This is a genomic window from Clostridium kluyveri (genome assembly GCF_001902295.1).
Lineage (GTDB): Bacteria > Bacillota > Clostridia > Clostridiales > Clostridiaceae > Clostridium_B > Clostridium_B kluyveri_B.
This window is the reverse complement of the sequence record NZ_CP018335.1, coordinates 1,818,166-1,842,995: the sequence shown is the minus strand read 5'-3', so window position 1 is coordinate 1,842,995 and position 24,830 is coordinate 1,818,166. Positions and strand designations below refer to the sequence as shown.

Genomic DNA, 24,830 nt, shown 5'->3' with positions numbered 1-24,830 from the left:
GAAGTCTGAGCCTGTCCCTGTCCCGTATAAGGTTGCATTTTCTGTGGCGTTCCTTGCCCTGACAGGATATACTTGGCATTGGCTGTGTAAGTTTATAATAAAGTTCTATCATTTAAAGATTTTATGAAGATACACCTGCAATGCCAAAAGGTCTCAGCAAATAAAATTTACCAAAACCTTTTATAATTAAATACACTATGCCATTCGAAACTGTATACCAAAACCTCCTCGTGGATATTTCCAATTAATATTATCATGGTTGCAGCAAATACGACATGCTCCACATTCAAGACATCCCTCATAACTGACAATAATATGTCCATCTTTCCATTGGTAAACATGAGCTGGACAAATATGAGTACAGATTTTCTCCTTGCAATTTTCACATATCTTAGGGTCCTTAATGTCAAGGTGTGATGTAATATCAACATTATAGGTATTTAAAAACAATTTATCATCAATATTTATTTTATTTTTAATATCACTCATTATTTCACCGCCCTAAATAGTTTAAATCCATCTTTAGCTAATCCCCATAATGAACTTCCTTTAGTCATCTGTTTAATAATGAGTTTTTGTTTATCTTTTTTGGACACTCCATCTACTGTAAACATCTCACTCATTGCTTTATTAGCTGCAGGTATATAATGATTAAAAAAATGTGGATTCTCTTCAAGCACATGAGAAGCATTTTTGTACTTTTTTAAATCTTTCATAATAAAACTGTCTTTAATTAGCTTTTGATAATAAGAAAGTGTACGTTCACTAAATTCATCCAATTCCTTTGCACGTATTATAGTTTCTGCAGCAAAACGTCCAGATGTCATCCCAAGATTTGAACCCTCCCGATGAATACCATTTACAAACTGGGCAGCATCACCTACCAGTATAACACCATCTCCTACTAATTTAGGTATACTTTTATATCCACCTTCCGGAATTAAATGTGCATAGTATTCGCAGGACTCGCCCCCGGCAATTAAAGGTTTTATCATTGGATGCTGTTTTATATATTCAAGCAGTTCATAGGGTTTTACTTGTTTATTAGCCATCTGGGAAAGCAAAGCACCACAGCCAATTGATATATGTTCCTTATTAGTATATATAAAAGCTGTACCTACCATTCCTAATGTGCCATCACCAAATATTTCTATAGTTGCTCCCATACCCTTATTAAGATTAAAACGTTCTTCAATTTTCTCTGAAGGTATTTTTAATTCTTCCATAACCGCAAGAGCTACTTCATCCTTTCTCCATTCGCCATGAAATCCAAGACTTTTAGAAAGCAGTGAATTTACTCCATCTGCAAGAACCACTACATCAGCATAAATTTTCCCATCAGGTCTGTCAGTGAAAACACCAACTACCTTATTACTTTCCACTATACATTCTTTTACAACAGTTTCATTGATAATAAGTGCCCCAGCTTCAATGCATTTTTTTGCAAACCACTGATCAAATTTTCCTCTAAAAACCGTAAAATTATTATAGGGAGGCTTAGACCATTCCATATCTCTGTAACCAGTTTGTACTGCAGAATTCTCATCCATCAACCAAAAGCGCTGTTCAACAATAGGCCTTTCTAGTGGAGCTTCTTTCCAAAAATCAGGAATAATTTCATCCATCATATGACGATATAATACTCCACCCATTACATTTTTTGCTCCAGGGTACTTTCCCTTTTCAATAACTATAACATTAAGTCCTGCTTTAGCCATTACATAAGCTGCTGAAAGTCCCGCAACACCTGCTCCTACAACAATAACATCAAATTTCTCAGACAATATGCTCACCCCCCTTTATACCTATATTATCAATCCCCTTATTAAGTAATGCTTGCTTAAACTCTTGAATTAATTTGGGTAATATGTCAAACACATCCCCTAAAATGCTGTATGTGGCAAGCTTCATCATAATACAATCAGGATCTGTATTTATAGCAATTATAGTTTCAGCTCCTTGGATTCCAACAATGTGCTGAATTGCACCTGAAATCCCTACTGCAAAATATAATTTGGGAGCCACAGTCTGCCCTGTCTGTCCAACTTGATATTTATAGTCTATAAGCCCTTTCTCAACAGCCCCACGGCTTCCTGCTACCACACCTCCACATACCTTTGCAAGTTTCCTTAGCAGCTTAAACCCTTGTTCATTTTGCATTCCCCGGCCACCACTTATAATGATTTTAGCATCCTCCAGTTTCATATCTTCTGCCTGTTCTTTAATAATTCTAAGAACTTTAGTCTTAAGCAACTCCTCTTTAATTTTAAATGTCTCTTTTACAAGGATACCTTCCCTACTCGGATCTGGATCAAGCATTTTCATAACTCTTGGACGTACAGTAGCCATTTGCGGGCGATGATTTTCACATACTATTGTTGCCATAATATTGCCTCCAAAAGCAGGACGGCTAGCAAGAAGTACCCCTTTTTGTAAATCAATATCCAGTGCAGTGCAATCTGCTGTCAGTCCTGTCCTCAAATGCGTGGCTACAGCACCGGCTAAATCCCTGCCTGTAGTAGTTGCCCCCATTAGTAATATTTCTGGTTTATATTTTTCTATCAAATAACAAAAAGTTTTGTAGTAAGTTTCTGCCCTGTAAAAATGAAACACTGAATCATCTATAAGATACACTTTATCAGCTCCATACTCAAAAAGTGTTCCTGATATAAATTCGACCTTATCTCCCAGCAGAACGGCAGATACTTGCACATTCAATTTTGAAGCAAGTTTTTTTGCCTCACCTATAAGTTCAAGGGTAACAGGGGCAAGCTTACCCTCAAGCTGTTCAGCGAAAACCCATACACCCCCGTTATATTTATTAAATTTAGTATCCTTATTTAAAAACATCTTATTTTTTTTATTATCAATGTTTCTTATTTCTTGTATACTCTTTTTATCACCTAATATACTTAGTGCAGACACTGGACATACAGAAACACAATTTCCACATTCATTGCATTTTTCTTTGTCAACTGCTAATTTGCCCTGAGAATCAATTTTCAAAGCATTATTTGAGCAATTTGGAATGCAGCCTCCGCAACCTATACAAAAACCTGCAATTATAACTGACATTTAATTATTTCCCCCTTTAATTTATCTACCAGTATTTTTACTACTTCTTCTGTACTTCCATGGAGCAGCTCACCACCTGCTCTCTGAGGCGGAGGAAATATGCGGCGAACTGAAGTTGGAGATCCCTTAAGCCCTAATTGAGTCAAATCAGCCTTAAGATAATCAACCCCCCAGACTTTTGATTTATAGCGTACTGCTCTAATCATATTTGGTAATGGCGAAAAACTTAACTGATTAATATTTTTTTCAATAGTAATCAAGCAGGGCATTTCAGATTGAACAACCTCATACCCATTATCAATTTTTCTATATATTACAACATTGTTTTTATTGACATCTAAAGATTCTATCTTCTCAACATAAGTTAACTGAGGTATTCCTAAGCGGCTGGCAATTCCAGGACCAACCTGGGCAGTATCACCATCTATAGCTTGTTTACCGCAAAATACCATGTCAATCTTTTCTACATCCATTATTCTCTTTATACCCATTGCAAGTATATAACTAGTAGACAGTGTATCTGATCCTGCAAATGAACTATCTGAGAGAAGATATCCTTCATCTGCCCCCATCTCTATACATTTTTTAATCACTTCCTGTGCCTGGAGCGGACCCATGGATATAATTGAAACTTTACCTCCAAATTTATTTTTAATTCTAACTGCTTCTTCAACAGCATGAGCATCATATGGATTAATAATAGTAGGTGCACTAGATCTATCTAGGGTATTGGTTTTAGGATCTATTTTAATTTCTGTAGTATCAGGCACTTGTTTCACACAAACTAAAATATGCAAGAATCATCAGCTCCTTATTTTATAATTTAAATCAAGTTATATATTTTTACTTGATATTTATTCAATATTTCCTGTCTTACGGGTATATAATATAAATTTGATGTGAAGATGGTATGAAGATCTAAGTAAAACTTTAAAAAGCTAGAAGGCCTGAAAGATCAACGCCTTTCTAGTTTTTTATATATTTTTTTCCGTTCTTCATATTATCTTCACACTAAGTTTATATTATATAGGCGTTGATACAATCTGCTATTAAAAAGTTGATTAAGTCTAATAATTATTAAATATTTCAAATAAAAAAGGTGGTGAAATCACAATTGAAATTTGAGGAAATGTATATGCCTATAAGTAGAGAGATATCCTCTGTAGAACAGGAATTAACAAATATATACAAAAGCTTTAGAACAGATTCATTACAGGAAATTTTAAATCATTTTTTTAAGATTCCAGGTAAAAAACTACGTCCTACTTTAGCACTATTATCCTCCAAAATAATTAACGAACAACTGCCGCTAAAAACTTATCATCAATTGATTCAATTATCTGTTGCTCTTGAATTAATTCACAGTGCAAGTTTAATTCACGATGACATAATTGATGATGATTTTCTTCGGCGGGGACAAAAAACTTTAAATAAAATATATGGAAGAAAAATAGCAGTACTAGCTGGCGATGTTATTTACTCTCATGCCTTCTCTATCGTTACCAACTCATTACCAAAAGAATATGGAAGGGAAGTAGTTAAATTAGCAGAAAATATGTGTTCTGCAGAAATTCTTCAAGCAAAAAATACTATTTCTACAAAGAAAGTATATCTAGAAATTATTAGAGGTAAAACAGCATTATTCATGGCAATATGCTGCAAGCTGGGAGCTGCTTTGTCTGGAGCTTCAGGTGAAGCAGCTTCATTGCTAGAAAACTATGGTTTCAACCTAGGTATGGCCTATCAAATAGTAGATGATTATATAGATGGGGACCAGAATACTGCTCTAAATATAACTCTTGAGGATGCACATAATTTTGCTAAAAATTCACTAGATTCAGTTAAACCATTTAAAAACTCTTGTTATAAAGAAGCTTTAATAAATCTAGTAAACTACATCATCAATTTTTCACATCCCAAAGTAAGTAATGCTTAAGGGTATTTAAGATAATTACAAAAATCAAGTGATTCTTAGGTTCAGGTGAAACTTGCTGTGGGAACTGCTTATCTCCATCTGAACCTTATTAACAGTATTCTTAGTGTCTTTAGCACTTAGAATACGTTATCCTTTAGGGGAAGAACTTATCCAGGCGCATAGCATTGCTTATCTCCCACTTTGAAGAAGATGGGAGTATTAGCAATGGTAGCTGTTCGGATAAACAATTAAATTAAATGAAAGAGGAGATCATAAAATGAATCAAAAAATAACTAGAAGTGTAATTTCAACTTTAATTTTCGGTTTGGCATTTTCATCACTTGTATTTGCAAGTAGTGGAGGTAAAGAAATCCATAAACAAGTTGATGGTATAAATGCTTCAATTATGTTTAATAGTGAAGAAGTAATGACAGGAAGTAATGACTTTACAATAATGTTAAAAGATGAAAATAATCAACCAATAAGCAATGCCGATGTAAAAGTTACAGTTGAAATGGATGGCTCGATGGACATGAGTTCACATGACATGGGAGACTCTAAAACAATGGCTACTGAATTAAAAGAAAGCAGTGAAAAAGGCGAGTATATGGGAAGTGCTGATTTTACTAATAAAGGCACATGGGATGTAAAAACTATGTTTACTGTAAATGGACAAGATAAAAATACAACTTTTAATGTTGATGTTGTTAGCAGCGGACCTAATTGGTTTATAATTGGAGGCTTTTTAGGAGTAATTGTACTTATTATTGTTATTGCAGCTTTAAAAAAGAAAAAAGCAAGAAATGCATAACTCCAAAGGAGGTATATTATGTCAAATCATAATAATTGCCAAAATAAATCAGACAAACAACACAATATAAATCTGCTGAATAATAAGACATTTACTAGGTTTATAAAAAGTAAATGGTATCCCGGAATATTTCAGCTGCCGGTAGCACTGATCTTTGCATTTATTGTATTTGAACTCATTGCCGGTCCAGCAGAAGCACATGACAATTTCGGTACTGCAGGCACATGGGTATTATGGTGGCCTTTATTACCCATAATCTTACTCTTTTTAGGTAGATTTTGGTGCACAATTTGTCCTTTTGGAACTTTAAATGATGTGGTACAAAAATTTGTTGGAAGTAACAAGCCTGTTCCAAAATTCTTAAAAAAATATGGCATATGGATTATTGACGGAATATTTCTTATGATTACCTGGAGTGATCATATTTGGGGTATTGTAGAATCACCCCGGGGTTCCGGAGTTCTTCTTTTGATGATTACCACAGCTGTTGTACTTTCTGGTGCACTTTTTGAAAGAAGAACATGGTGCAGGTATCTATGCTTTCTAGGAGGTTTGTCTGGTAACTATTCCAGAACAGGTATGCTCGAACTGCGCGGTACTCCAGAAAAATGTTCAAAATGTAATGCTGCAGCCTGCTATAAAGGAGGAAAGTCAGCCCCAGGTTGTCCTATGTTTGAGTTTCCAAGAACTATGGACACCAGTGCTCAATGCAACTTATGCGGGCACTGTATAAAAAATTGTCCTAATAATTCAATCAGGATGACCCCGCGTGTTCCAACCAAAGAATTATGGTTGGTTAAAAAACCAAAGTTAGAGGTTTCTTTCCTGGCAATTGTAATTATGGGTATTGTATTTGTACAAAATATAACCATGCTTAATATATGGAATGGCATATTAAAATGGCTGGAAAATGTCACTGGCACAACAAGCTATTATGTAACATTCACTGTAACTTTCATTGTAGCAATGTTAATACCGATTTTACTACTTGCCTTTACTAGTTTATTAGCAAAAAAATTTAATGGCGCTTCACTTAAGGATAATTTCACCAAATTCGGATATGCTATTATTCCTTTAGATATGGCCGGACATATTGCACATAACCTATTTCACTTACTTGATGAAGGTAAATCAGTTGTTTACACGGCAATGGGTGTTTTAGGAATGCAGATTCCCCATTCCTCTGCGGCGATACTAGATACCTCAACTATTCAAGCGCTTCAATATATATTAATTTTCCTGGGAACTATAGGTTCAATTTATACTGCATATAAAATAGCAAAAAACAGTAAAGATGATAAAAAGCCAATAGGTACCTCTGCTGTTTATACACTGCTGATGTTACTCTTAGCGGTTATAAATATAATTTTATTCTCAATGCCTATGGCAATGCGTATGTAATTTGATTTTCATTTGGAGAAGATATAATCTTCTCCAAAACCTATCAAGGAATATTAGAAAGAAGGGAAAAAATGTTAGTAACAAAATTTAAAATATGGTTTAAAGCTGTAAGACCCTTTTCCTTCACTGGTTCCATAATTCCCGTAACCTTAGGAGCCATATTTGCAATAAAAGAATCAAAATTTCAATTGGGATATTTTATCTTGTCGCTAATTGCTATTGTTTTATTACAAGCAAGTGCCAACCTCCTCAGCGACCATGATGATTTTAAAAATAGGGTTGATACAAAAGATTCTTATGGTTCAAGTGGTGTTATACTTGAAAATCTATTAACATCAAAAAAAGTATATACAGGGGGATTTATTTTATTAGCTTTAGGAGCTTTTATAGGAATATTTTTATCATATAAAAGAGGAGCATTGGTTTTGTTGATAGGATTAATAGGTACTCTAGCTGTATATTCATATACTGGAAAGCCTTTATCTTTAAAGTATAGAGGCTTAGGTGCTCCCCTTGTATTTCTAACATTTGGTCCGTTAATGTTAATAGGCTCCTATTATGTACAAGCACAAAATATAAGTGTGAAAGCATTTTTTATTTCCATACCTGTTGGTTTATTAACTACTGCAATTTTACATGCTAATGATATAAGAGATATACGTCATGATAAAAAGGCAGAAATAAAAACTTTATCTATAATAGTCGGAAGAAGCAGTGCCCAAAATATTTATTTCAGTTTTGTAATTTTATCATATGTTTCTATAATAATAATGTGTTTTTATAGAATACTTCCAATTTGGAGTCTATTTTGTTTAATTACTGTACCTACAGCCCATAAAAATATAAGAAAATTATATTCTGGGTCAGCTTCTTCAGGTATAGTGTCCCTTGATAAGGACACAGCACAGCTTCAAGGACAATTTGGTATTATACTGATTCTTTCGCTACTAATACCTTTCGTTGTAAATTTAAGGGGGTAAAATTTTGGAGAGAAATAATACTAAATACTTATTTATCACCATATTGATTGCCGCTATTTTATGGTATGTAATGTTTGTAATAAAACCTATTAACTTTTGGCTGGAAATGAGTTTATCTATTATTTTTTTAGTATCTATATCATATATTATAGATACTAAAATTATTAGAATAGATAAAATAACATCAAAAAATATTGTAATGGGTATTTTATCAGCTGTATGTTTGTATATGGTATTTTATATAGGCAACATTATATCTGCTTATATTTTACCATTTAAAAATGCACAAATATCATCCATATATAGCATTAAAACACAAGGGAATCTTTTATGGATTAGTTTATTGCTTATCTTTATAATTGGACCATGTGAAGAAATTTACTGGCGTGGATTTATCCAAAATACACTATCAAAAAAATTGGGAGAAAATAAAGGGTACATTCTAACTGCACTTCTGTATGCAGGAGTTCATATTATTACAGGGAACATTATGCTTGTCATAGCTGCCCTTGTCTGTGGAATATACTGGGGATGGATGTACAAAAAGCAAAAGAGTCTCTCCAGTGTAATTATATCTCATGCTATTTGGGATTTAACCATATTTGTTTTACTTCCTATTATGTAAAAGAAGGGATACCTTATGAATAATAACAGTAATGTATATAATATTTTCTCATCTATTGCAAATAACTATGATAGGCTTAATACTATATTAACATTAAATATTGACAGCTATTGGAGAAAAAAAGCCATTAGACTATGTAATATAAATAAAAACGATAAAATATTAGATGTATGCTGCGGAACAGGTAAAATGATAGAATATGCTTGTAAAGCTGTAGGCAAAAACACTGAAGTTATTGGATTGGACTTTAATGAACAAATGCTCAGTGTGGGAAATATCAAGCTTAATCAATCTATTAAAGATTATAAATTCAAATTAATTAAAGGAGATATACTAAAACTTCCCTTTGAGGATTCAAGTTTTGATTGTGTCACTGTTGCCTTTGGTTTAAGAAACGCAAAAAATAGATTAAAAGCCTTATGTGAAATTTACAGGGTTTTGAAATGGGATGGAAGATTGGTTTGTCTGGAACTGTCAAATTCATCGCTTCCTGTTTTCAAGAATCTGTATGCAATATATTTTAATTATATGCTGCCCATTATAGGCTATTTAGGTACAGGGGATAAAACTGCCTACTATTATCTTAGGAATTCAGTAAATAGCTTTATGTCAAAAGCCGAACTTCAATCTGCTTTCCAACAAGTTGGTTTTATTGATACTGGTTATTTATCCCTTACGGGGGGTATTGCTGCAATTCACTACGGAAATAAAAAATTACTGTAAAGACATCTCTAAAAAGGTTACAATATTTTGAAACATTGTAACCTTTTTATTACTTCATAGGTATGGATACCTTAAAAGTTGTACCCTTATTTAATTCACTTTCAACGCTTATTTTTCCTTTATGTGCCTCTACTAAGGATTTAGTTATCGTAAGCCCTATTCCCGCTCCCCCTGTAAGTCTGTTTCGTGATTTATCGGCTCTGTAAAATCTTTCGAAAATATATGGAAGATCTTCCTTTGGTATTCCCTGCCCATTATCTTGAACTATTAGTTCAAGATAATCATTTTTATTATGGGCCTGAATTAAAACCTTACCACCTTGTTTTGTATACTTTAAAGCATTTGAAATTAAATTTATTATTATTTGGCTTATCTTGTCTTTATCAGCACAAATGAATATATCTTTACTATTAAAAATAAGGTCAATTCCCTTGCTTACATATTCATTTTCGAAGTTAAGCATAATATTTTTAACTACTTCACTTATGTTAAACTCTGATTTATTTAATATAAGATTCTCTCCCTCATACTCAGCAAGCCTTTCCAAATCATTTACCATACGATTTATTCTCATTATTTCTCCATGACAGCTGTTAATTCTATCTTGTGTGGGTTCCCATATTCCATCTAATATGGCTTCCATGTGACTTTGCAGTGTGGTAAGAGGTGTTCTGAGCTCATGAGAAACGTCTGCAGTAAGCCTTTTTCTTAAATTTTCCTGGTTTTGCAGTGTTTCTGCAAGATTATTTATTGTACATGTAAGATTATTTATTTCAATAATATTAGAATTTTCATTAATCCTGGTACTATAATCGCCTTTTGATATTTCTTCAGCAGATTCTATAACACGCAAAATTGGCCTGCTCAAACTCCCTGATATAATTACACCTAATATTAAAGCAAGACACAATGATATAATTCCCACACTTATTAATATTCTGTTTAAAGTACTTAAAAACATCAAATCCCTATCACTATAGTAAAAAGGACCATAATATCCAATTATGGCAGTGCCTATTTTTTGAGAATTTTTCATTAGAGGGTATTCATCTTGTTTATAACTGCCTTTCCAATTTGGATAAAGCTTCATCATATTTTTTGACATATGATCAAGCATTGCTTGACACATACCATTATTGTATGAAGTTGCATTCCAAATTGTTTTCCCTGACAAATCTTTTACAGTAAGTATAATTCCATTCTCAAGTGCATTTATACCAGTAGTCTCTATTACATCTTTGTTCCATCCATGGCTGTTGTACAGCTGAACTAGAGAATTTATTATATTCTGGCTGGTATGTTCATGGGTTTGTATAACATAATTTTTAAATTGTTTCTCCAAAAAAAAGTTGGCTAATATACTAATTAGAACTACACAAATTAGCGCTACAAAAATATATGAAAAAGACAATTTTCTTTTTAGGCTTCTCTGCATGCTACTCACCGCCAAATCTATAACCAACTTTATATACGGTTAAAATATATTTAGGTTCTCTAGAATTATCTTCAATTTTTTGTCTTAAATTTTTAACATGAGCATCTATAATTCTGTCAAATCCATTGAAATCTTCCTCAAGAGCCAAATTTACTAATTCCTCTCTAGTAAAAGTCTTTTGAGGATATTTCACCAGTGTCATTAATATATTATATTCACTAGACGTTAAATTCACAGTTATTCCATTTTTCCTTACCTCATGTTTGATGACATTTAATACTAAGTCTCCATTATTGAATGATAAAATATTTGAAAGTGGTATTGCCTCCTCTTCTGTTCTTCTTAAATGTGCTATCACCCTAGCCACCAGCTGTTTAGGGCTAAAAGGCTTAGTTACATAATCATCAGCTCCAATATTAAAGCCTTCCAATACAGTTTTTTCATCCACTTTAGCAGTTAACATAATTATTGGAACTCTGGATTTTTTTCTTAACATTTTGCATATATCTTCACCAGATATGTCCGGCAGCATTAAATCCAGTACAATTAATGCCGGACTAATCTTTTCAAATAATTTCACCGCATCAGTACCATTATAAGCTGTATGGACTTCATATCCCGCCTTCTCCAAATATGCTTTTACAACATCTACTATTTTTTGTTCATCATCTACCACAAGAATTTTCTTTGGAGACATCACATTACCACCTTCCTCAAATCAAGTGATTCATAAAAGATTAATATAATAATTATACTAATCTTTTATGTAGAAATTATGAAGTTAAATCATTCATATAATATAATTGCTTTTTCCCCTTCCACCACATGATATAAAGTATCAAAACACTTACCATACCTACAATAACATCTCCTGTTAAAAAAGCAATATTAGATGACGTAAATATTGACATTATATATGGGATACCATCCCAAAGTGCATGGAGTATAACTACAGTTATATATGCTTCAATTACCCTTACATTTATTTTAGTATTTCCACGGAAACATTGACTTACAATGGTGCCCCCTAATATTGCTGTCCATGTGCCATGGCCTAGTGGAGATAATATTCCTCTTAGCAAAGTGGTATATACAACCAAAGACAAACTACCTCCCGCTCTTAAAAAAGTTGTAAAAACATATCCTGAACTTTCTAAAGCTGCAAAGCCCATGCCAGCAGCAGCACCCAGAATAATTCCATCTATCCTCAAACTATTACATCTATGTCTTATTAAAATCAGAACACCAATAATTTTTGTAAATTCCTCAATGAGCCCAACTATGAGTACAGATTTTAAATCAAGACTATTTATAAAAATGGGTTCTATTATTCCTGCTGAAAAAGTTCCTAAAAACCCTCCATAAAAAAAACTTGCTAAAATGTCTATCATCCTTACCCTGCTAAAATAGCGTCTTTCATAAAAAAATGCCACATAAGTCACTGGTATAAGAAAATTTCCCAGTATAACTATAGCTGGAAACATATTGGGATTATGTGTAAATATCAAAACTGCTAATCCAATGATATAAGTTACAAAACCTACTATAAGTAATTTATACCAGTTATATCGTTTCTTAATTTTTTTACCTTTATTTATTGGTACATGTTTCTTCATGTTAGTGTATCTCCTTTATTTTTATTCTCTGGTATGCTTTCTTTTTCAATAAAATTATTATCTACTTTCATAAGGAGAATATACTAAATGACTCTAAACAACTTAGATATAATATTACCTTATACTTTCTTCATATCCATTAACAATAATCTCTAACTTTCCTGTTTACACTTTATGTATAAGTATAGGATAACTGGATATAATGCTTGATATCACAAAAATACTTTACATTTCACTCAATTTAATATATTTTAATAAAAACCCTGGAGTCACCAGGGTTTTTTATATAAAGATTTTTAGGAATAGCAAAAATAGTATGATTATTGTTCAATCATACTATTTGGAGTGTGAATTTGGGAAAATTAAGCTTACTTTAGGTTGTAAAGAATTACTTTAGGAATGTTGACCTTTTTAATTTTAAAACGACTTATCTATTCACGTTTAATAATTGCATGGAAAGATTCAATACATACATTATCTTAATTACCTACACAATGTGTGAGAAGCTTAAGAGCAACTCAACTCTATCTCAATTTTCTTCTGCTTCTCTGTTAACCTCGCCTCTTGCTAGCGAGGCTAACACGCCAAGAACACAGAGTACGACAAATATTATAAACGCCGTTCTTAAACTGAGCATGAGCTGATCGACATACCCTACTGAGCCGATTGACAGGTTTCTCATTAAAATTGAAGTAATGAGTGAAATAATAGCTATACTGATAGACTGGCCCAGTAGTCGCATGTTACCCATAATTGAAGATGCGACACCGTACAATGTCTGATCAACCGAGCTCATTATGGCATTCGTATTGGGTGAGGAAAACAGAGCAAAACCAAGTCCTATAAACGCCAAATTAAGAATTATCATCACAATTGGGGTCTGAGTACTTAGAAAAATGAAGAAGAATAGACCCAATGCAGAGATCCCCATTCCCAATGAAGCAAGAACCGCAGGTTTTATCTTATCTGATAATGTACCCGTAACCGGAGAAAGCACAGCCATAATGATCGGCTGAACCAATAAAATAAGTCCTGAAGTAGCCGTATCAATTTTCAGCGCGGTTTGCAGATATAATGATAACATAAAGCTCAAAGCGAATGTTGCACTGTAGTTAATTAACGTTGCTAAATTAGAAAAAGCAAAGGGTCTGTTTTTGATAATACTTTCGATGGGAATGAGTGGATTAGAATGGTTTTTCTCGTATAGGAAAAATACGATCAATAATAAAATCCCTACAGCAAAACTAACTTGATAAAGTAAGCCGTTCGTTAGAGCAGTCAACCCAAACAATAATAAGACCTGAGCTGCTATACACAAAATAATTCCCCATATATCAAATTTAGTGGCAACCCCTATCCATTCCCCCTTCAATTTCCATACGGTCATAACAATAATAATCAAAGCAATCAGCAGATTGAAATAAAATACACCACGCCATGTAAATACACTTGTGATCAAACCTCCCAATACAGGACCGCACGATAATCCGATGTATGTTGCCGCGGCGTTTAATCCCAATGCTTTACCTCTGGATTCAGGCGGTACTACTGACGTTAAAATAGCCATTGAATTGCTGAATATCATTGCGCTAGCAATTCCTTGCAAAATTCTAAAATATACCAAGGCGACCAGAGACGTCGCTAAAGCACAGGCTAGGGATGAGGCTGCCAGAAATATCATGCCAATTAAGAATATTTTTTTTCTTCCAAACTGGTCTGCCAAGCGTCCAAAGGGCAGCAAAAAAGCGGCAGATGAAAGTAAAAAACCGCAAACCACCCAGTTCAGCAAATTTTGGTTGCCACCGAACTCAATACCGATAGAGGGGATGGCAAGGTTAATGGCGTTGCTTATAAATGGAGTAATAAAAGAAGTAATCATTACAATTACCAAAGTAATCCTCGTATGATTGTCGCTGCGTTCCATGTTAATTACCTCCTTAAAATTATTAGAAGTTATCTCCTTTTTTCTTCATGTAAGTTGATTATCACTTGTTTCAGTACCAATATCGTTTGTCGTTCTCAATCTGTTTTTTATAAATATAACCTTTATTCATGAAATGCTTGACAGCCTTAGCAGTTGTAGATTTTTCTACATAGAGAATGTCACAACTTCTTATAATTTTACAACAATTTATAAGTAAATGATACCATTATACTCACATATTACTAGTACCTCAATTAGAAATAACTCCATCCATGCATACATCATATTTTCCCATAGGAACCTTATCTAAAATCTGAAAACTATAGGCAAGTCCAATTTTTTTCGAATCATTTCTAAGTTTTTTTAAAAATCTATCATAATATCCTCCGCCATAACCTACTCTGCCGCCACTTTTATCAAAAGCCAGCCCAGGTACATAACAAATATCAATAGATGTTTCTTCCACTTTCAAATTTGTATTTTGGGGCTCTAATATTTTATAGGCTCCTTCTTTTAATTCATTGAAATCATATATTCTAACAGCTTCCATATAGCCATTTTTATATATTACTTTAGGAACACAAACCAACTTTCCCTCTTTTAAAGCTGCCTTTATTATATTATGGGTATCTGCTTCGCTTTTATAACTTACAAATATAAATACACTTTTTGCTTTATTATATTCTTCACTTTTTATAACTTTTTCAAATATTATGCTGTCCAATTTTTCTTTTTCCAAATTACACAAATTATCTCTTTTTTCCTTCATGATTTTTCTTATATAAAATTTATTCATCTCCACCATCTTCTTTTCTAAGTTGTTGTATCCTCTCACTTATTACATCCACCGGAGTTACATTAGACACAAGACTATACCTGTAATTTGCAGCTGCAGCCTCTATTATAACCGCCAAATTTCTTCCCGGCCTTATAGGAATTTTTAATTTTCTTACAGGTACATTTAGTATATTCATATACTCCTTGTCTATGCCCAACCTATCATAATTTTCATCTTTTTTCCATTGTTCCAGACATATCACAAGACCAATGTTTTTTGTTTTAAGTACAGAACTTAACCCATAAAGAGCAGAAATATCAATTATACCCATACCTCTCACCTCTATCATTCCCGAGGTGATGTATGGAGAAGTTCCATTTAGTACTCCATCTATTTGTTTTACATCCACTGCATCATCAGCTACTAGTCTATGTCCTCTCTTTATAAGTTCCAAGGCAGTTTCACTCTTTCCTATACCGCTTTCTCCTGTTATAAGTATACCTATACCGTACACATCCATTAAAACACCATGAAGCCTTGTTTCAGGAGCCAACTTAACATCTAAATAATTCATAAGTCTATTTATAAATCTTGTGGATATATTATTGGTTCTAAGTATCCATCTTTTATTTTTAATAGCACTTTCTAAAAATTCCTTGTGGGGTATTAGCCCTCTGGTAACTATAGTTCCTGGATTATCAAATTCAAAATATTTTTCCAATCTTTTTTTCCTAAGCTCTGGCTGCATGGCATCTAAAAAACTCCATTCAGCTTTTCCCACTATCTGAACTCTTTCATTGGCATAATAATTATAAAATCCACTAAATTGAAGTCCCGGTCTATTTATATCACTTACATTTATTTCATTTACATTTTTCCCTTTATTTATAACCTCTAGTTCTAAATCTTTTATTATATCTTCTATTGTTACTGACATGTTTTCCACCTCTTATTAGTTTCAGTTATTGATTTAACTTTATTTTGAATAAATTATTTTATATTGTCAACCTTTTTTAAACATTCCCCTATTTAAAAGATTATTAAAGTTTAATAAAAGCTTTACACTCTTTATATAAACATTCATTGTTGATTTTTGTATTATATTGTATATTAATGACTAATAAAAGATGTGTTTATTTATCTATTATCTGTTAAAATATATAGAAGTAGTATAGTTTTTTCCTGGAGGAGTAATGTAATAATGAAAACTTATTTAAAAAATTTGGACATAGAAATAAATCAACTAAAACAGACTTTGTACATATTAATGAAAACAAGAGATCTTACCGACGATATAGTTGTTAAATGCAGTAAAAAATTGGACAAGTTAATTTTGGAGTACCAAAAAAACAATTTCAAAGAATAAAATACATCACCTACAAAAGTAAAAGAACAGCATAAAAACATACTGTTCTTTAATTATATCTACACTATATTATATTTCCTTTAAATTCAAACTTAAGCTTCTAGCAAGTATTCCCACAATAACAGCAGCAATGATTCCATCTACCATATGATGAATAAACGTACCTGCTCCTATAACTACAAGAACTTTATACATAGTAAATCCAAAAGGTATTACAGCTATGGCTTCAAGTACAGCATGTATAGGTGAAGTAAATAATACTACATTTCTAAAAGAAATTCCTCTTTTCAGCATATAGGCACCTGCTAGTCCAACAAATATATGACTACAAGCTCTTGCAGCTATTACAGCTGGTGAGGTTATCAAAAATCCAATGACAGAGCCTATGCCCACCATTACTGCTGCAAAAGGGCCCAAAAACATGGATAAAAACATAGGTACATGAGAAGCCAGTGTAGCAGTAAAAGGTCCTGCTTGTATCTTTAAGAATCCAAAAGTAGTAGGAATTATAATAGCTAAAGCAGTTAAAAGTCCTGCATAAGTAAGTTTTCTTACATTGTTATTCATCTTTTCTCCTCCACAATAAATGTATATACACCAGTATACCCTAATTTATTATGAATGTAAACAAAGATACCTCAGATATTATGAAATAAATATAGTTCTTTATTTCCCATATCATCAAATATTACATATCCCTCTTTTTTTTCCAATACAGATGACTTTAATAATTTTTCTACATTTATAAAAAATTTTTCTATATGATACTTTTTAGATAATTTTATATTTTCTTTTTCAATTTTTTCTTTTATGTAATCTTCTTCCTCCTTACTCCTTTCCCTTACTAAAAAACCAGGAAGCCATTTTTTCTTATTGAATTTTAAATAATCATATTTTATTATCTCCTTAAGTTCCATACTGCTTTCATTAAAATATTCTTCCTGAAATTCTAAAAATACTTTATAGTAATCTGCAGAGGATATACTTCTATTAAAATATCCTTTATCATGAAAAAACATCGCAAGACTATAATAAAAATCAAATGCCTGTTCAAATTTGCGAATAAAATACTTTATTATATTTGCAAACTTTCCAGAATTATAATATTTATCTACCATATGTTCTATTTTTTTCAAAACTACAATTTCATCGTAGGTTATATGATTGGTACTTAGAATTTCATAAGGGGCGTAGGGAGAATACACCATTTTCCACTTTATAGCCTCTTCTCTCATAGGGGAGCCTTTTAATAACTTTAAAAATCCCATTTGGATCTCTTCTGGCTGCAGGGAGTACACCTCATTAAAGGATTTTTTAAAAGATTTAAAATCTTCCCCTGGAAGTCCTGCTATCAAATCTAAATGCTGTTTTATATTATTATTTGCTTTAATTTTTTTTACTTTATCTTTTATATCTTTAAATTTAACATATCTGTTTATATTATTTAACACATTTTCATTGGTAGTTTGAACTCCAATTTCAAATTGAATTCTTCCCTTTGGGGATTCTTTCAATAACGCTATTTCCTCTTCCGTAAGAATATCTGCAGAAATTTCAAAATGGAAAGTGGTTTGTGTATCACACCCTATTATAAATTTCCAAAGTTCTAGGGTGAATTTAGGATTACAGTTAAAAGTTCTGTCTACAAATTTTATAAGAGCTATATTTTTATCTATTAAAAATTTAATTTCTCTCTTTACCCTTTCTATGTCTAAAAATCTAACTTTATGAATAGTGGAAGAAAGACAGTATTTACATGAAAAAGGACATCCTCTACTGGCTTCATAATATACAATTTTATTTTTTAAATTATCCTGTTCTTCATAGGGGAATGCTATATTATTCATATCCATTAATTCTCTATCTTCATTTAAAAATATTTTGCCTTGCCATTTAAAGCAGAGTCCTTTTATTTCCTTTAAATCCAAAAAAAATTGAGAATCAATATTTTCTTTCCCTTTGTTGAAATACTTTATCTGAAACTCTACAAATTCATAGTAGGTATCTTCCCCTTCCCCCATTATTATATATTCTCCTGCCATATTCTTTAAAATATTACAGCTGTCATAGGATACTTCAGGTCCTCCATACAATATTTTAATGGAGGGATTTACAAGTTTAATAAGTACAGCTAATGACTTAATATATTCTATATTCCATATATAACAGGAAAAAGCCACTATGTCAGGCTTCTCCCCTATAATTTCCTCTAATATCTTTTCTCTCCTGTCATTTATAGTAAATTCTCTTATAACACAATTATAAGGGAGTTCTCTAGTATAGGCTTTTAAATATCTTACTGCCAGATTACTGTGAATAAATTTTGAATTAAGTGCTGTTAACAGTATCTTCATATGTTCACTTCCTTTCTCTATCCAGCTAAACCGGATTTTTCCTCTGTGCTTTTATATAATAAAGTCCATCTGAATTTTTCAAATCCAGAATTTTAAAATATTTATCCAATAATTTTACTGTATTTTCTTTAGAATTATTTTTCAAAATATTAAAATCTCTTATTTTTATTTTTTTTATTTTTCCTCCTGGAATTAATATTTTTACATGTCCATTAAAAATTTTATTATAGCCTTTATCTACATCCCATATATAAAGCAAACCATCTTCCTTTAAATACTTACAGATATCTTTTATAAAATTTTTCTTTTTAAAATTAAGCCATAGTTTATTAAAGGAAAACAACAATATACAGTTATCATAATAATCCTCTTTTATATTCTCCTCTTCTTCCTTTCCATTTATATATTCTACATTTATATTATCATTGAATTCCTTATATACATTATATATTATACCTTCATTATGAAGCCCCACATCTAATAAATTTCCTCTGAATATTTGGTTCTCCATATTTATGAATATAGTTTTACTCATTTATATCACTATCCTTTATCAATATAGTGGAAGCACCGCCTCACTATATATGTTCTTGAAAAATATAAAAAATCCTCCCTTTTATGGGAGAATTTTAAAGTTTTTTACTTTTTCATAGTATTTAATCATAAAGCCTGCGGTAGTCCTCTGAGCTTCTTTTAAAATAACTGAAGCTATTTTACCATACTTTTCATTTATAGACTCTATATTGCTATTTTTTATATAAATACTATTTGCCATTATAGCATTATTTTTTATAAAATCTTCCAGATTTTCATATATTATAACTCCATCTTCTGCTATGAAAGAATAATCTGTCATAAGTCTGCTTATTATCCAGAGTTCAAACTTTCTATGACTGTTTAAAAGCCTATTATTCACATGATGTGGAACTGTGACATCCTGAACAAGGTGGCAGGATGCACCGAAATAAAATAAAGCTTTTTCTATTTGACCAATATTAAAAAGCTGTAAGGACTGACTATAATATTTTCTACATTCTGTCAGTGCATCTGAAAATCCATATAATCCTTTTTCTCTGTTTACATGATAGAAATGATTGGAACTCTTAAAGTCCTGATCCGCCCAGGTTACTCCTGCATTTAAAGCTTTTATATATTTCCTAAAAAAATTATATTCCTCCTGGTATCCATCATTTTGTAATATTGCAATGGATTGTATCATTATGAATTTATGAACGGTACAATTGGTTTTCATAAGTTTTTTCTTAATGGGATTTACTGCAAAAAATATTCTCTTTACAGCATTTCCATAGGTTTTCTCAATTTCATGCTTCATTTAAAAAATAATCTCCTCATTACTGAATTTGAATTTTTAAAATTAATATAACACATAGTATTGATACAAAGATTATATATGGGTAAATGTTTCTGTCCGATTTTATGTGTTCATCAATTTTGCCTTTGTTTATACTATATAAATAACCCTTATTTTCGTCAAGTGCCAATAATTCTTTGTTAAATATTCTCATACTTGAAATATTAGTTTTATCGTTAAACTTAATTTCCTCCATAGGCGATCCTATTCCCCTAAAACTGTATATTATACTATCTGACTTATCCCAAAAAAATATACAATTTTTTAGGGATAAAACTCCTTCTCTATCTACAGCAAGTGTACCCATAGTTCCTACAGTTTTATGCTGATATAAAGGTGCCGGAGGATTGGTATTTGGATGAATGGCCAGTATAAATTGCAGAGGAGAATTTTTAACACTCTTAAATTTAGGCGAAGTAACAGGATCTCCCCCGCTGTAATCTGGCCACCCATACCATACCCCTTTCTTGATTTCATATATATAATCCGTATCCCCTATAACGGGTCTGCTCCCTCTATTTTCCATTCCCCCTAGGGTACATATAAATTTACCTTCACTTGTAAAATCCATTCCATTTACATTTCTTATTCCCCATGCAAAAGTTTCACTGCTTCCCTTCGTTAAGTTATATCTTATAATAGAAGCATTCCCTGGAAAATGTTTTGGAACTATCTGCCCCTGTACACTTTGGGTATTATAGCTTTGAAAAGCTCCCCTCTTTTCTTTTCCAAAATTTATACCTTTTAAGGTTATATCTGCTGGAGTAACGTCATGAGCATAAAGGTTATTCTTTACCCATACATTATCCTCTCCTACTACTGCGGAATTGGTTGCAGCTCCTATGGATATGTACATATATCCATTTCTTATCCTTACCAAACTATCTTTATAATCTCCATAATTTGGCATGCCATTTATAAGTATGGAATTTTTATCCTCTTCTATAGAATATCCATATACTTTATCTCCAGAGGAATAGTACAAATTCCCCTTATAATAATCCAGGCTGCAAATATTTAAATTCGAATCCTTCAATATATCATAACTTTCTCCATGATTTTTTATAATTTGTATCCTATTCTTATAGGCTATGTAATAATTACCTTTTTCATCCTTCGCAAAGTCTACCGCACCTTTTAATCCTCTATATTTTAAGTTACAGCTTAAAGTAACATCTTTTATTTCAATTTTAATTTTTGAATGAGTTTTATAGAAATAATATTTAAGCATACTACCTGACAGAATTACAACTGCAATTATAGATAAAAATTTTAGTAACTTTTTCATATATAGTACTCTCCTTAAAATATATATATCACTAAATATATATTAGAAAAATCCACACATATGAGTGAGTATTTAAAAATCATTCTTTCCTCTTAATTATTAATTTAAGAAGAATATACTGCATGTTATCATCATAATTATTAATATTAAATAATTCTATCTAAAAATACTATAATTTAAAAACAGGAGTTTTTATGAAAAGAGACCGATTTTTAAAAAGTTCACTTATTTTAATTTTTGCAAATTCAATCACCTCTGTATTTGCATTTATATTTTCTATAATATTATCCAGAAAATTAGGTGCAGAGGGCATGGGGCTTTATGGGCTTATAATGCCTGTATACGACTTATTTGTATGTCTACTATCGGGAGGTATGGTAACAGCCTTATCCAAAGTAGCCGCTGTATATTTTAGCAAAGACGATTTTAATAATTTAAACAACTCTATAGATGTATCTCTTACCTTTAACTCTGTATTAGCTACATTTATAGTATGTATAATATTTATAAATGCCCCTTACATAGGAATAAAAATAATAAAGGATCCAAGAGCTATACACGCCATTCAAGTTATGTGTCCCGGTATATTTTTTATAGCCCTTTCTTCCATACTTAAAGGTTATTTTTATGGAATATCACAGGTAAAAATACCAGCTATTATAGATATATCCGAAAAATTTTTAAGAATTGCCTTAATAGTAATTATAATATCTTTATTTTCCTTGAAGGATATAAGGAGTACTGTAACTGCGGCCTATGTGACTTTAGCCATTGGAGAATTTATAAGTTTTGCCATCTTATATATGATGTATAGAATTAAAAAGAAAGGACTAAAATTTAATTCTTCCTACTATGAAGATAAAATACAACTTTTATTTAATGTACTTGTTATATCTTTTCCCCTCTGTCTGAATGGATTTTTAACTACAGCACTTTCTGCAATTTCCACTTTAATAGTACCAAGAAGACTTGTAGCCTCCGGTATAGAATATAACCTGGCCTTAAGCATGATAGGTAAGTTTGACGGTATGGCTCTTAATATAATCTTTCTGCCTATTACCATTATAAATTCCATGTCCATAGTGCTGATTCCGGATTTATCTGAAAAAATGAATAACAGAGATTATTGGGCCATAGAACATAGGGTGTCTCAGATAATAAAGATATCTCTTTTTCTGGGCATTGCCACTATGATACTATGTATTACCCTGTCTGGATATTTGGGAGAATTATTTTATAAAAGATATGATCTTGATTCCTACATAAAATTTGCTGCACTATCTGCTCCTGTAGTATTTGTTTCCATTTCCACTTTCGGTATTTTAAATGGCATTGGAAAGCAAAATATAATACTTAGAAACTCCCTTATTTCTTCTGTTATAGAACTTGTATTAATATACATACTTACAGGCATTCCATGGATAAACATATATGGATGCGGTATAAGTTTGATTATAACCTATTTTACTATTCTTATTTTAAATATGCATGAAATTATAAAGGAAAACTTCTATGGTCATTCATAGAAGTTTTCTCTTTAAAAATACTTTTCTCAATATAAATTTAGGCATCAACTTAGTTACTCTAACCGGCATTGACTGTATATCTCTGCTGTCTATACCTCCCACCAGAACTAATGCAATAGCATATGTTGCCATTCCAACTAGTATAGATATTACAGTTGAAAGAGCATTTGATATATATTGAAATTTTATAAACAGGGATATATAATTTATGGAGGAATACACAAAAAACACCACGGCCCCCATCACTGCAGAAGCCAGTGCAGGTCTAACTGCATGACTTATCAGACTCACCTTCACTCCTAAGGATTTCTTAATAATTCTATGATTTAAGGTTATAGGTATAATAAATCCTAAAATGCTTCCTGCTACCGCTCCCAATATGTTTATTTCAGGTATTGAAATCAGATAATAATTTACACATATTTTTATAGCTATACCTAATATAGAATAAAAAGTAGCAGTAAAAAGTTTTCCTATACTCTGCAATATGGTAGTCTGAATTTGCATAATAGACATAAGTACAAGCACAATGGCACCCCAGGTCATAATATAAGAACCTTTTCCAAACTTAAGCATGGAAAATACAGGTCCACTTAAAACAGAAAGTCCTACTGCACAGGGCATTGCAATTAAAAAACAAAGTCTTAAAGAATAATTTATATTATCTTTTATCTTCTTTCCATTCTTAATAGCCACTGCTGCAGATATAGCAGGAAGTATTGCCATGGATAGTGAAGATATTATAGAGATTGGAACATTTAAAAGCTGTTGATATTTTGTAAGATAACCATAGAGTATAGTTGCTCCGATTTCACTTATTCCTCCGTCCATGAGCCTCTTTTTTGTATTCCATAAATCAACTATATTTCCAGCATAGGTCATGCCTACACATAGTGTTATGGGCAGCCCATATGTTATAATTTTCCTTACAAGTTCCCGGGTAGTAAGTCTCGCATTGTCTACCTGCAGCGCACCCTCCGGGGCTTTAAATTTGTTATTTTTTCCATAGCACATAATTAAAAAACTTGCAGAGGCTAAAGCCCCTATAGATGTTCCCATGGTTCCTCCTGCACAGCCTGCTTCCACTCCATATCTCATTAAATATGCAGCAAACACAAGAGTAAATATTGTATTTAATATTTGTTCTATTACCTGGGATACTGCAGTAGGAGTCATATTTCCCCGTCCCTGAAAATACCCCCTATATGCTGAAGCAATAGAGGTAAATAATATAGCCGGGGCAAGATTTATAAGCGATAAATACACTTCTTTGTAATGGGTTGCTTTAGCTAAAGGTAATGCAAAAACCATAAGAAATGCGGCCATTACTATACCTAGGATTACTAGAATAAACCGTGCTATCTTAAATGCTTTAACTGCATCTCTATAATTTCCAACTGCAGCAAGTTCAGATATAAGTTTTGATATAGCTACAGGTATGCCTGAATTGGCAAGTACAAAGATAAAGGCATATATCTGATAGGATGCGCCATATAATCCATAGCCCTCTTCTCCAATTATTTTCATCAATATAGGAATATACAGTACAGATAATACCTTTACTAACATTCCTGCCATAGAAAGTATGGCAAAACCTTTAGTTGTTGATTGTTCTTTCATAATTTAAAACTCCCTGTCAAA

25 protein-coding genes are annotated in these 24,830 nt (G+C 32.0%); 8 read left to right on the top strand and 17 right to left on the bottom strand.

The features are described 5' to 3' along the window. Window positions 1-195 precede the first annotated feature (195 nt). The 4 genes from BS101_RS09030 to BS101_RS09015 are packed head-to-tail and all read right to left on the bottom strand — an operon-like array spanning window position 196 to window position 3,854. Complete coding sequence (locus tag BS101_RS09030; RefSeq protein ID WP_083585676.1) at window positions 196-489, bottom strand: ferredoxin family protein; 294 nt, start codon at window positions 487-489, stop codon at window positions 196-198. After that, a complete protein-coding gene (locus BS101_RS09025) occupies window positions 489-1,784 on the bottom strand; it encodes an FAD-dependent oxidoreductase (RefSeq protein ID WP_073538526.1) in 1,296 nt (431 codons plus the stop codon). Before BS101_RS09025 ends, BS101_RS09030 begins: the two co-directional genes overlap by 1 nt. After that, the gene (locus tag BS101_RS09020) at window positions 1,777-3,075 is read right to left on the bottom strand and encodes an FAD-binding protein (protein ID WP_073538525.1); all 1,299 of its coding nucleotides are present in this window, start codon (window positions 3,073-3,075) and stop codon (window positions 1,777-1,779) included. Before BS101_RS09020 ends, BS101_RS09025 begins: the two co-directional genes overlap by 8 nt. Beyond that, window positions 3,063-3,854 (bottom strand): electron transfer flavoprotein subunit beta/FixA family protein, encoded by a 792-nt coding sequence (locus BS101_RS09015; protein WP_242951437.1) that lies wholly within the window; start codon window positions 3,852-3,854, stop codon window positions 3,063-3,065. The genes BS101_RS09020 and BS101_RS09015 overlap by 13 nt, the downstream gene beginning before the upstream one ends. Window positions 3,855-4,189: 335 nt before the next feature. Between BS101_RS09015 and BS101_RS09010 the strand changes: the two genes are divergently transcribed. The 6 genes from BS101_RS09010 (at window position 4,190) to ubiE (ending at window position 9,530) form a co-directional block, all read left to right on the top strand. Continuing rightward, window positions 4,190-5,011: a polyprenyl synthetase family protein gene (locus BS101_RS09010; RefSeq protein WP_198039576.1), complete on the top strand. Its 822-nt coding sequence runs from the start codon at window positions 4,190-4,192 to the stop codon at window positions 5,009-5,011. Window positions 5,012-5,267: 256 nt separating this feature from the next. Next, on the top strand, window positions 5,268-5,801 hold the full coding sequence (locus tag BS101_RS09005) for a FixH family protein (RefSeq protein ID WP_073538523.1): 534 nt from the start codon (window positions 5,268-5,270) through the stop codon (window positions 5,799-5,801). 18 nt (window positions 5,802-5,819) lie between these two features. Next, window positions 5,820-7,202 (top strand): 4Fe-4S binding protein, encoded by a 1,383-nt coding sequence (locus tag BS101_RS09000; RefSeq protein ID WP_073538522.1) that lies wholly within the window; start codon window positions 5,820-5,822, stop codon window positions 7,200-7,202. Window positions 7,203-7,273: 71 nt separating this feature from the next. Continuing rightward, entirely contained in the window at window positions 7,274-8,182 is a 909-nt protein-coding gene (gene menA, locus BS101_RS08995; protein ID WP_073538521.1) for a 1,4-dihydroxy-2-naphthoate octaprenyltransferase, read from the top strand. A gap of 4 nt (window positions 8,183-8,186) precedes the next feature. Then, window positions 8,187-8,807, top strand: coding sequence for a CPBP family intramembrane glutamic endopeptidase (locus tag BS101_RS08990; RefSeq protein WP_073538520.1), 621 nt, complete (start codon window positions 8,187-8,189; stop codon window positions 8,805-8,807). A gap of 15 nt (window positions 8,808-8,822) precedes the next feature. Then, window positions 8,823-9,530 (top strand): bifunctional demethylmenaquinone methyltransferase/2-methoxy-6-polyprenyl-1,4-benzoquinol methylase UbiE, encoded by a 708-nt coding sequence (ubiE, locus tag BS101_RS08985; protein WP_073538519.1) that lies wholly within the window; start codon window positions 8,823-8,825, stop codon window positions 9,528-9,530. Between the two features lie 49 nt (window positions 9,531-9,579). Here the strand turns inward: ubiE and BS101_RS08980 are convergent, their stop codons facing one another. The 7 genes from BS101_RS08980 to hprK form a co-directional block, all read right to left on the bottom strand. After that, window positions 9,580-10,965 carry a sensor histidine kinase gene (locus BS101_RS08980; protein ID WP_073538518.1) on the bottom strand — a complete coding sequence of 462 codons (1,386 nt, stop codon included), beginning with the start codon at window positions 10,963-10,965 and terminating at the stop codon, window positions 9,580-9,582. A 1-nt stretch (window position 10,966) separates the two neighbouring features. Next, window positions 10,967-11,665 (bottom strand): response regulator transcription factor, encoded by a 699-nt coding sequence (locus tag BS101_RS08975; protein WP_083585675.1) that lies wholly within the window; start codon window positions 11,663-11,665, stop codon window positions 10,967-10,969. A 73-nt stretch (window positions 11,666-11,738) separates the two neighbouring features. Beyond that, window positions 11,739-12,581, bottom strand: a complete 843-nt coding sequence (locus tag BS101_RS08970) for a PrsW family intramembrane metalloprotease (RefSeq protein ID WP_073538516.1) — start codon at window positions 12,579-12,581, stop codon at window positions 11,739-11,741. Window positions 12,582-13,110: 529 nt separating this feature from the next. Then, the gene (locus BS101_RS08960) at window positions 13,111-14,505 is read right to left on the bottom strand and encodes an MFS transporter (protein ID WP_073538514.1); all 1,395 of its coding nucleotides are present in this window, start codon (window positions 14,503-14,505) and stop codon (window positions 13,111-13,113) included. 70 nt (window positions 14,506-14,575) lie between these two features. Next, entirely contained in the window at window positions 14,576-14,683 is a 108-nt protein-coding gene (locus BS101_RS08955) for a MarR family transcriptional regulator (RefSeq protein ID WP_073541211.1), read from the bottom strand. 72 nt (window positions 14,684-14,755) lie between these two features. Then, a complete protein-coding gene (locus BS101_RS08950; protein ID WP_431732548.1) occupies window positions 14,756-15,301 on the bottom strand; it encodes a 5-formyltetrahydrofolate cyclo-ligase in 546 nt (181 codons plus the stop codon). Beyond that, on the bottom strand, window positions 15,294-16,220 hold the full coding sequence (gene hprK, locus BS101_RS08945) for an HPr(Ser) kinase/phosphatase (RefSeq protein WP_073538512.1): 927 nt from the start codon (window positions 16,218-16,220) through the stop codon (window positions 15,294-15,296). The genes BS101_RS08950 and hprK overlap by 8 nt, the downstream gene beginning before the upstream one ends. Before the next feature lie 264 nt (window positions 16,221-16,484). Between hprK and BS101_RS08940 the strand changes: the two genes are divergently transcribed. Beyond that, window positions 16,485-16,649: an aspartyl-phosphate phosphatase Spo0E family protein gene (locus tag BS101_RS08940; protein ID WP_073538511.1), complete on the top strand. Its 165-nt coding sequence runs from the start codon at window positions 16,485-16,487 to the stop codon at window positions 16,647-16,649. A 69-nt stretch (window positions 16,650-16,718) separates the two neighbouring features. On the opposite strand, the gene BS101_RS08935 is transcribed toward BS101_RS08940, so the two are convergent. The 5 genes from BS101_RS08935 to BS101_RS08915 form a co-directional block, all read right to left on the bottom strand. Beyond that, a complete protein-coding gene (locus BS101_RS08935; protein ID WP_073538510.1) occupies window positions 16,719-17,216 on the bottom strand; it encodes an ECF transporter S component in 498 nt (165 codons plus the stop codon). 71 nt (window positions 17,217-17,287) lie between these two features. Beyond that, the gene (locus BS101_RS08930) at window positions 17,288-19,003 is read right to left on the bottom strand and encodes a B12-binding domain-containing radical SAM protein (RefSeq protein ID WP_073538509.1); all 1,716 of its coding nucleotides are present in this window, start codon (window positions 19,001-19,003) and stop codon (window positions 17,288-17,290) included. A gap of 25 nt (window positions 19,004-19,028) precedes the next feature. Next, window positions 19,029-19,538 carry a hypothetical protein gene (locus BS101_RS08925; RefSeq protein ID WP_073538508.1) on the bottom strand — a complete coding sequence of 170 codons (510 nt, stop codon included), beginning with the start codon at window positions 19,536-19,538 and terminating at the stop codon, window positions 19,029-19,031. 81 nt (window positions 19,539-19,619) lie between these two features. Beyond that, a complete protein-coding gene (locus tag BS101_RS08920) occupies window positions 19,620-20,336 on the bottom strand; it encodes a zinc dependent phospholipase C family protein (RefSeq protein WP_073538507.1) in 717 nt (238 codons plus the stop codon). A 19-nt stretch (window positions 20,337-20,355) separates the two neighbouring features. Then, a complete protein-coding gene (locus BS101_RS08915) occupies window positions 20,356-21,663 on the bottom strand; it encodes a hypothetical protein (protein ID WP_073538506.1) in 1,308 nt (435 codons plus the stop codon). A gap of 194 nt (window positions 21,664-21,857) precedes the next feature. Between BS101_RS08915 and spoVB the strand changes: the two genes are divergently transcribed. Further along, window positions 21,858-23,189 carry a stage V sporulation protein B gene (spoVB, locus tag BS101_RS08910; protein ID WP_073538505.1) on the top strand — a complete coding sequence of 444 codons (1,332 nt, stop codon included), beginning with the start codon at window positions 21,858-21,860 and terminating at the stop codon, window positions 23,187-23,189. Here the strand turns inward: spoVB and BS101_RS08905 are convergent. Then, window positions 23,184-24,809, bottom strand: coding sequence for a putative polysaccharide biosynthesis protein (locus BS101_RS08905; protein WP_073538504.1), 1,626 nt, complete (start codon window positions 24,807-24,809; stop codon window positions 23,184-23,186). The two genes, spoVB and BS101_RS08905, sit on opposite strands and share 6 nt — an antisense overlap. Window positions 24,810-24,830 lie beyond the last annotated feature (21 nt).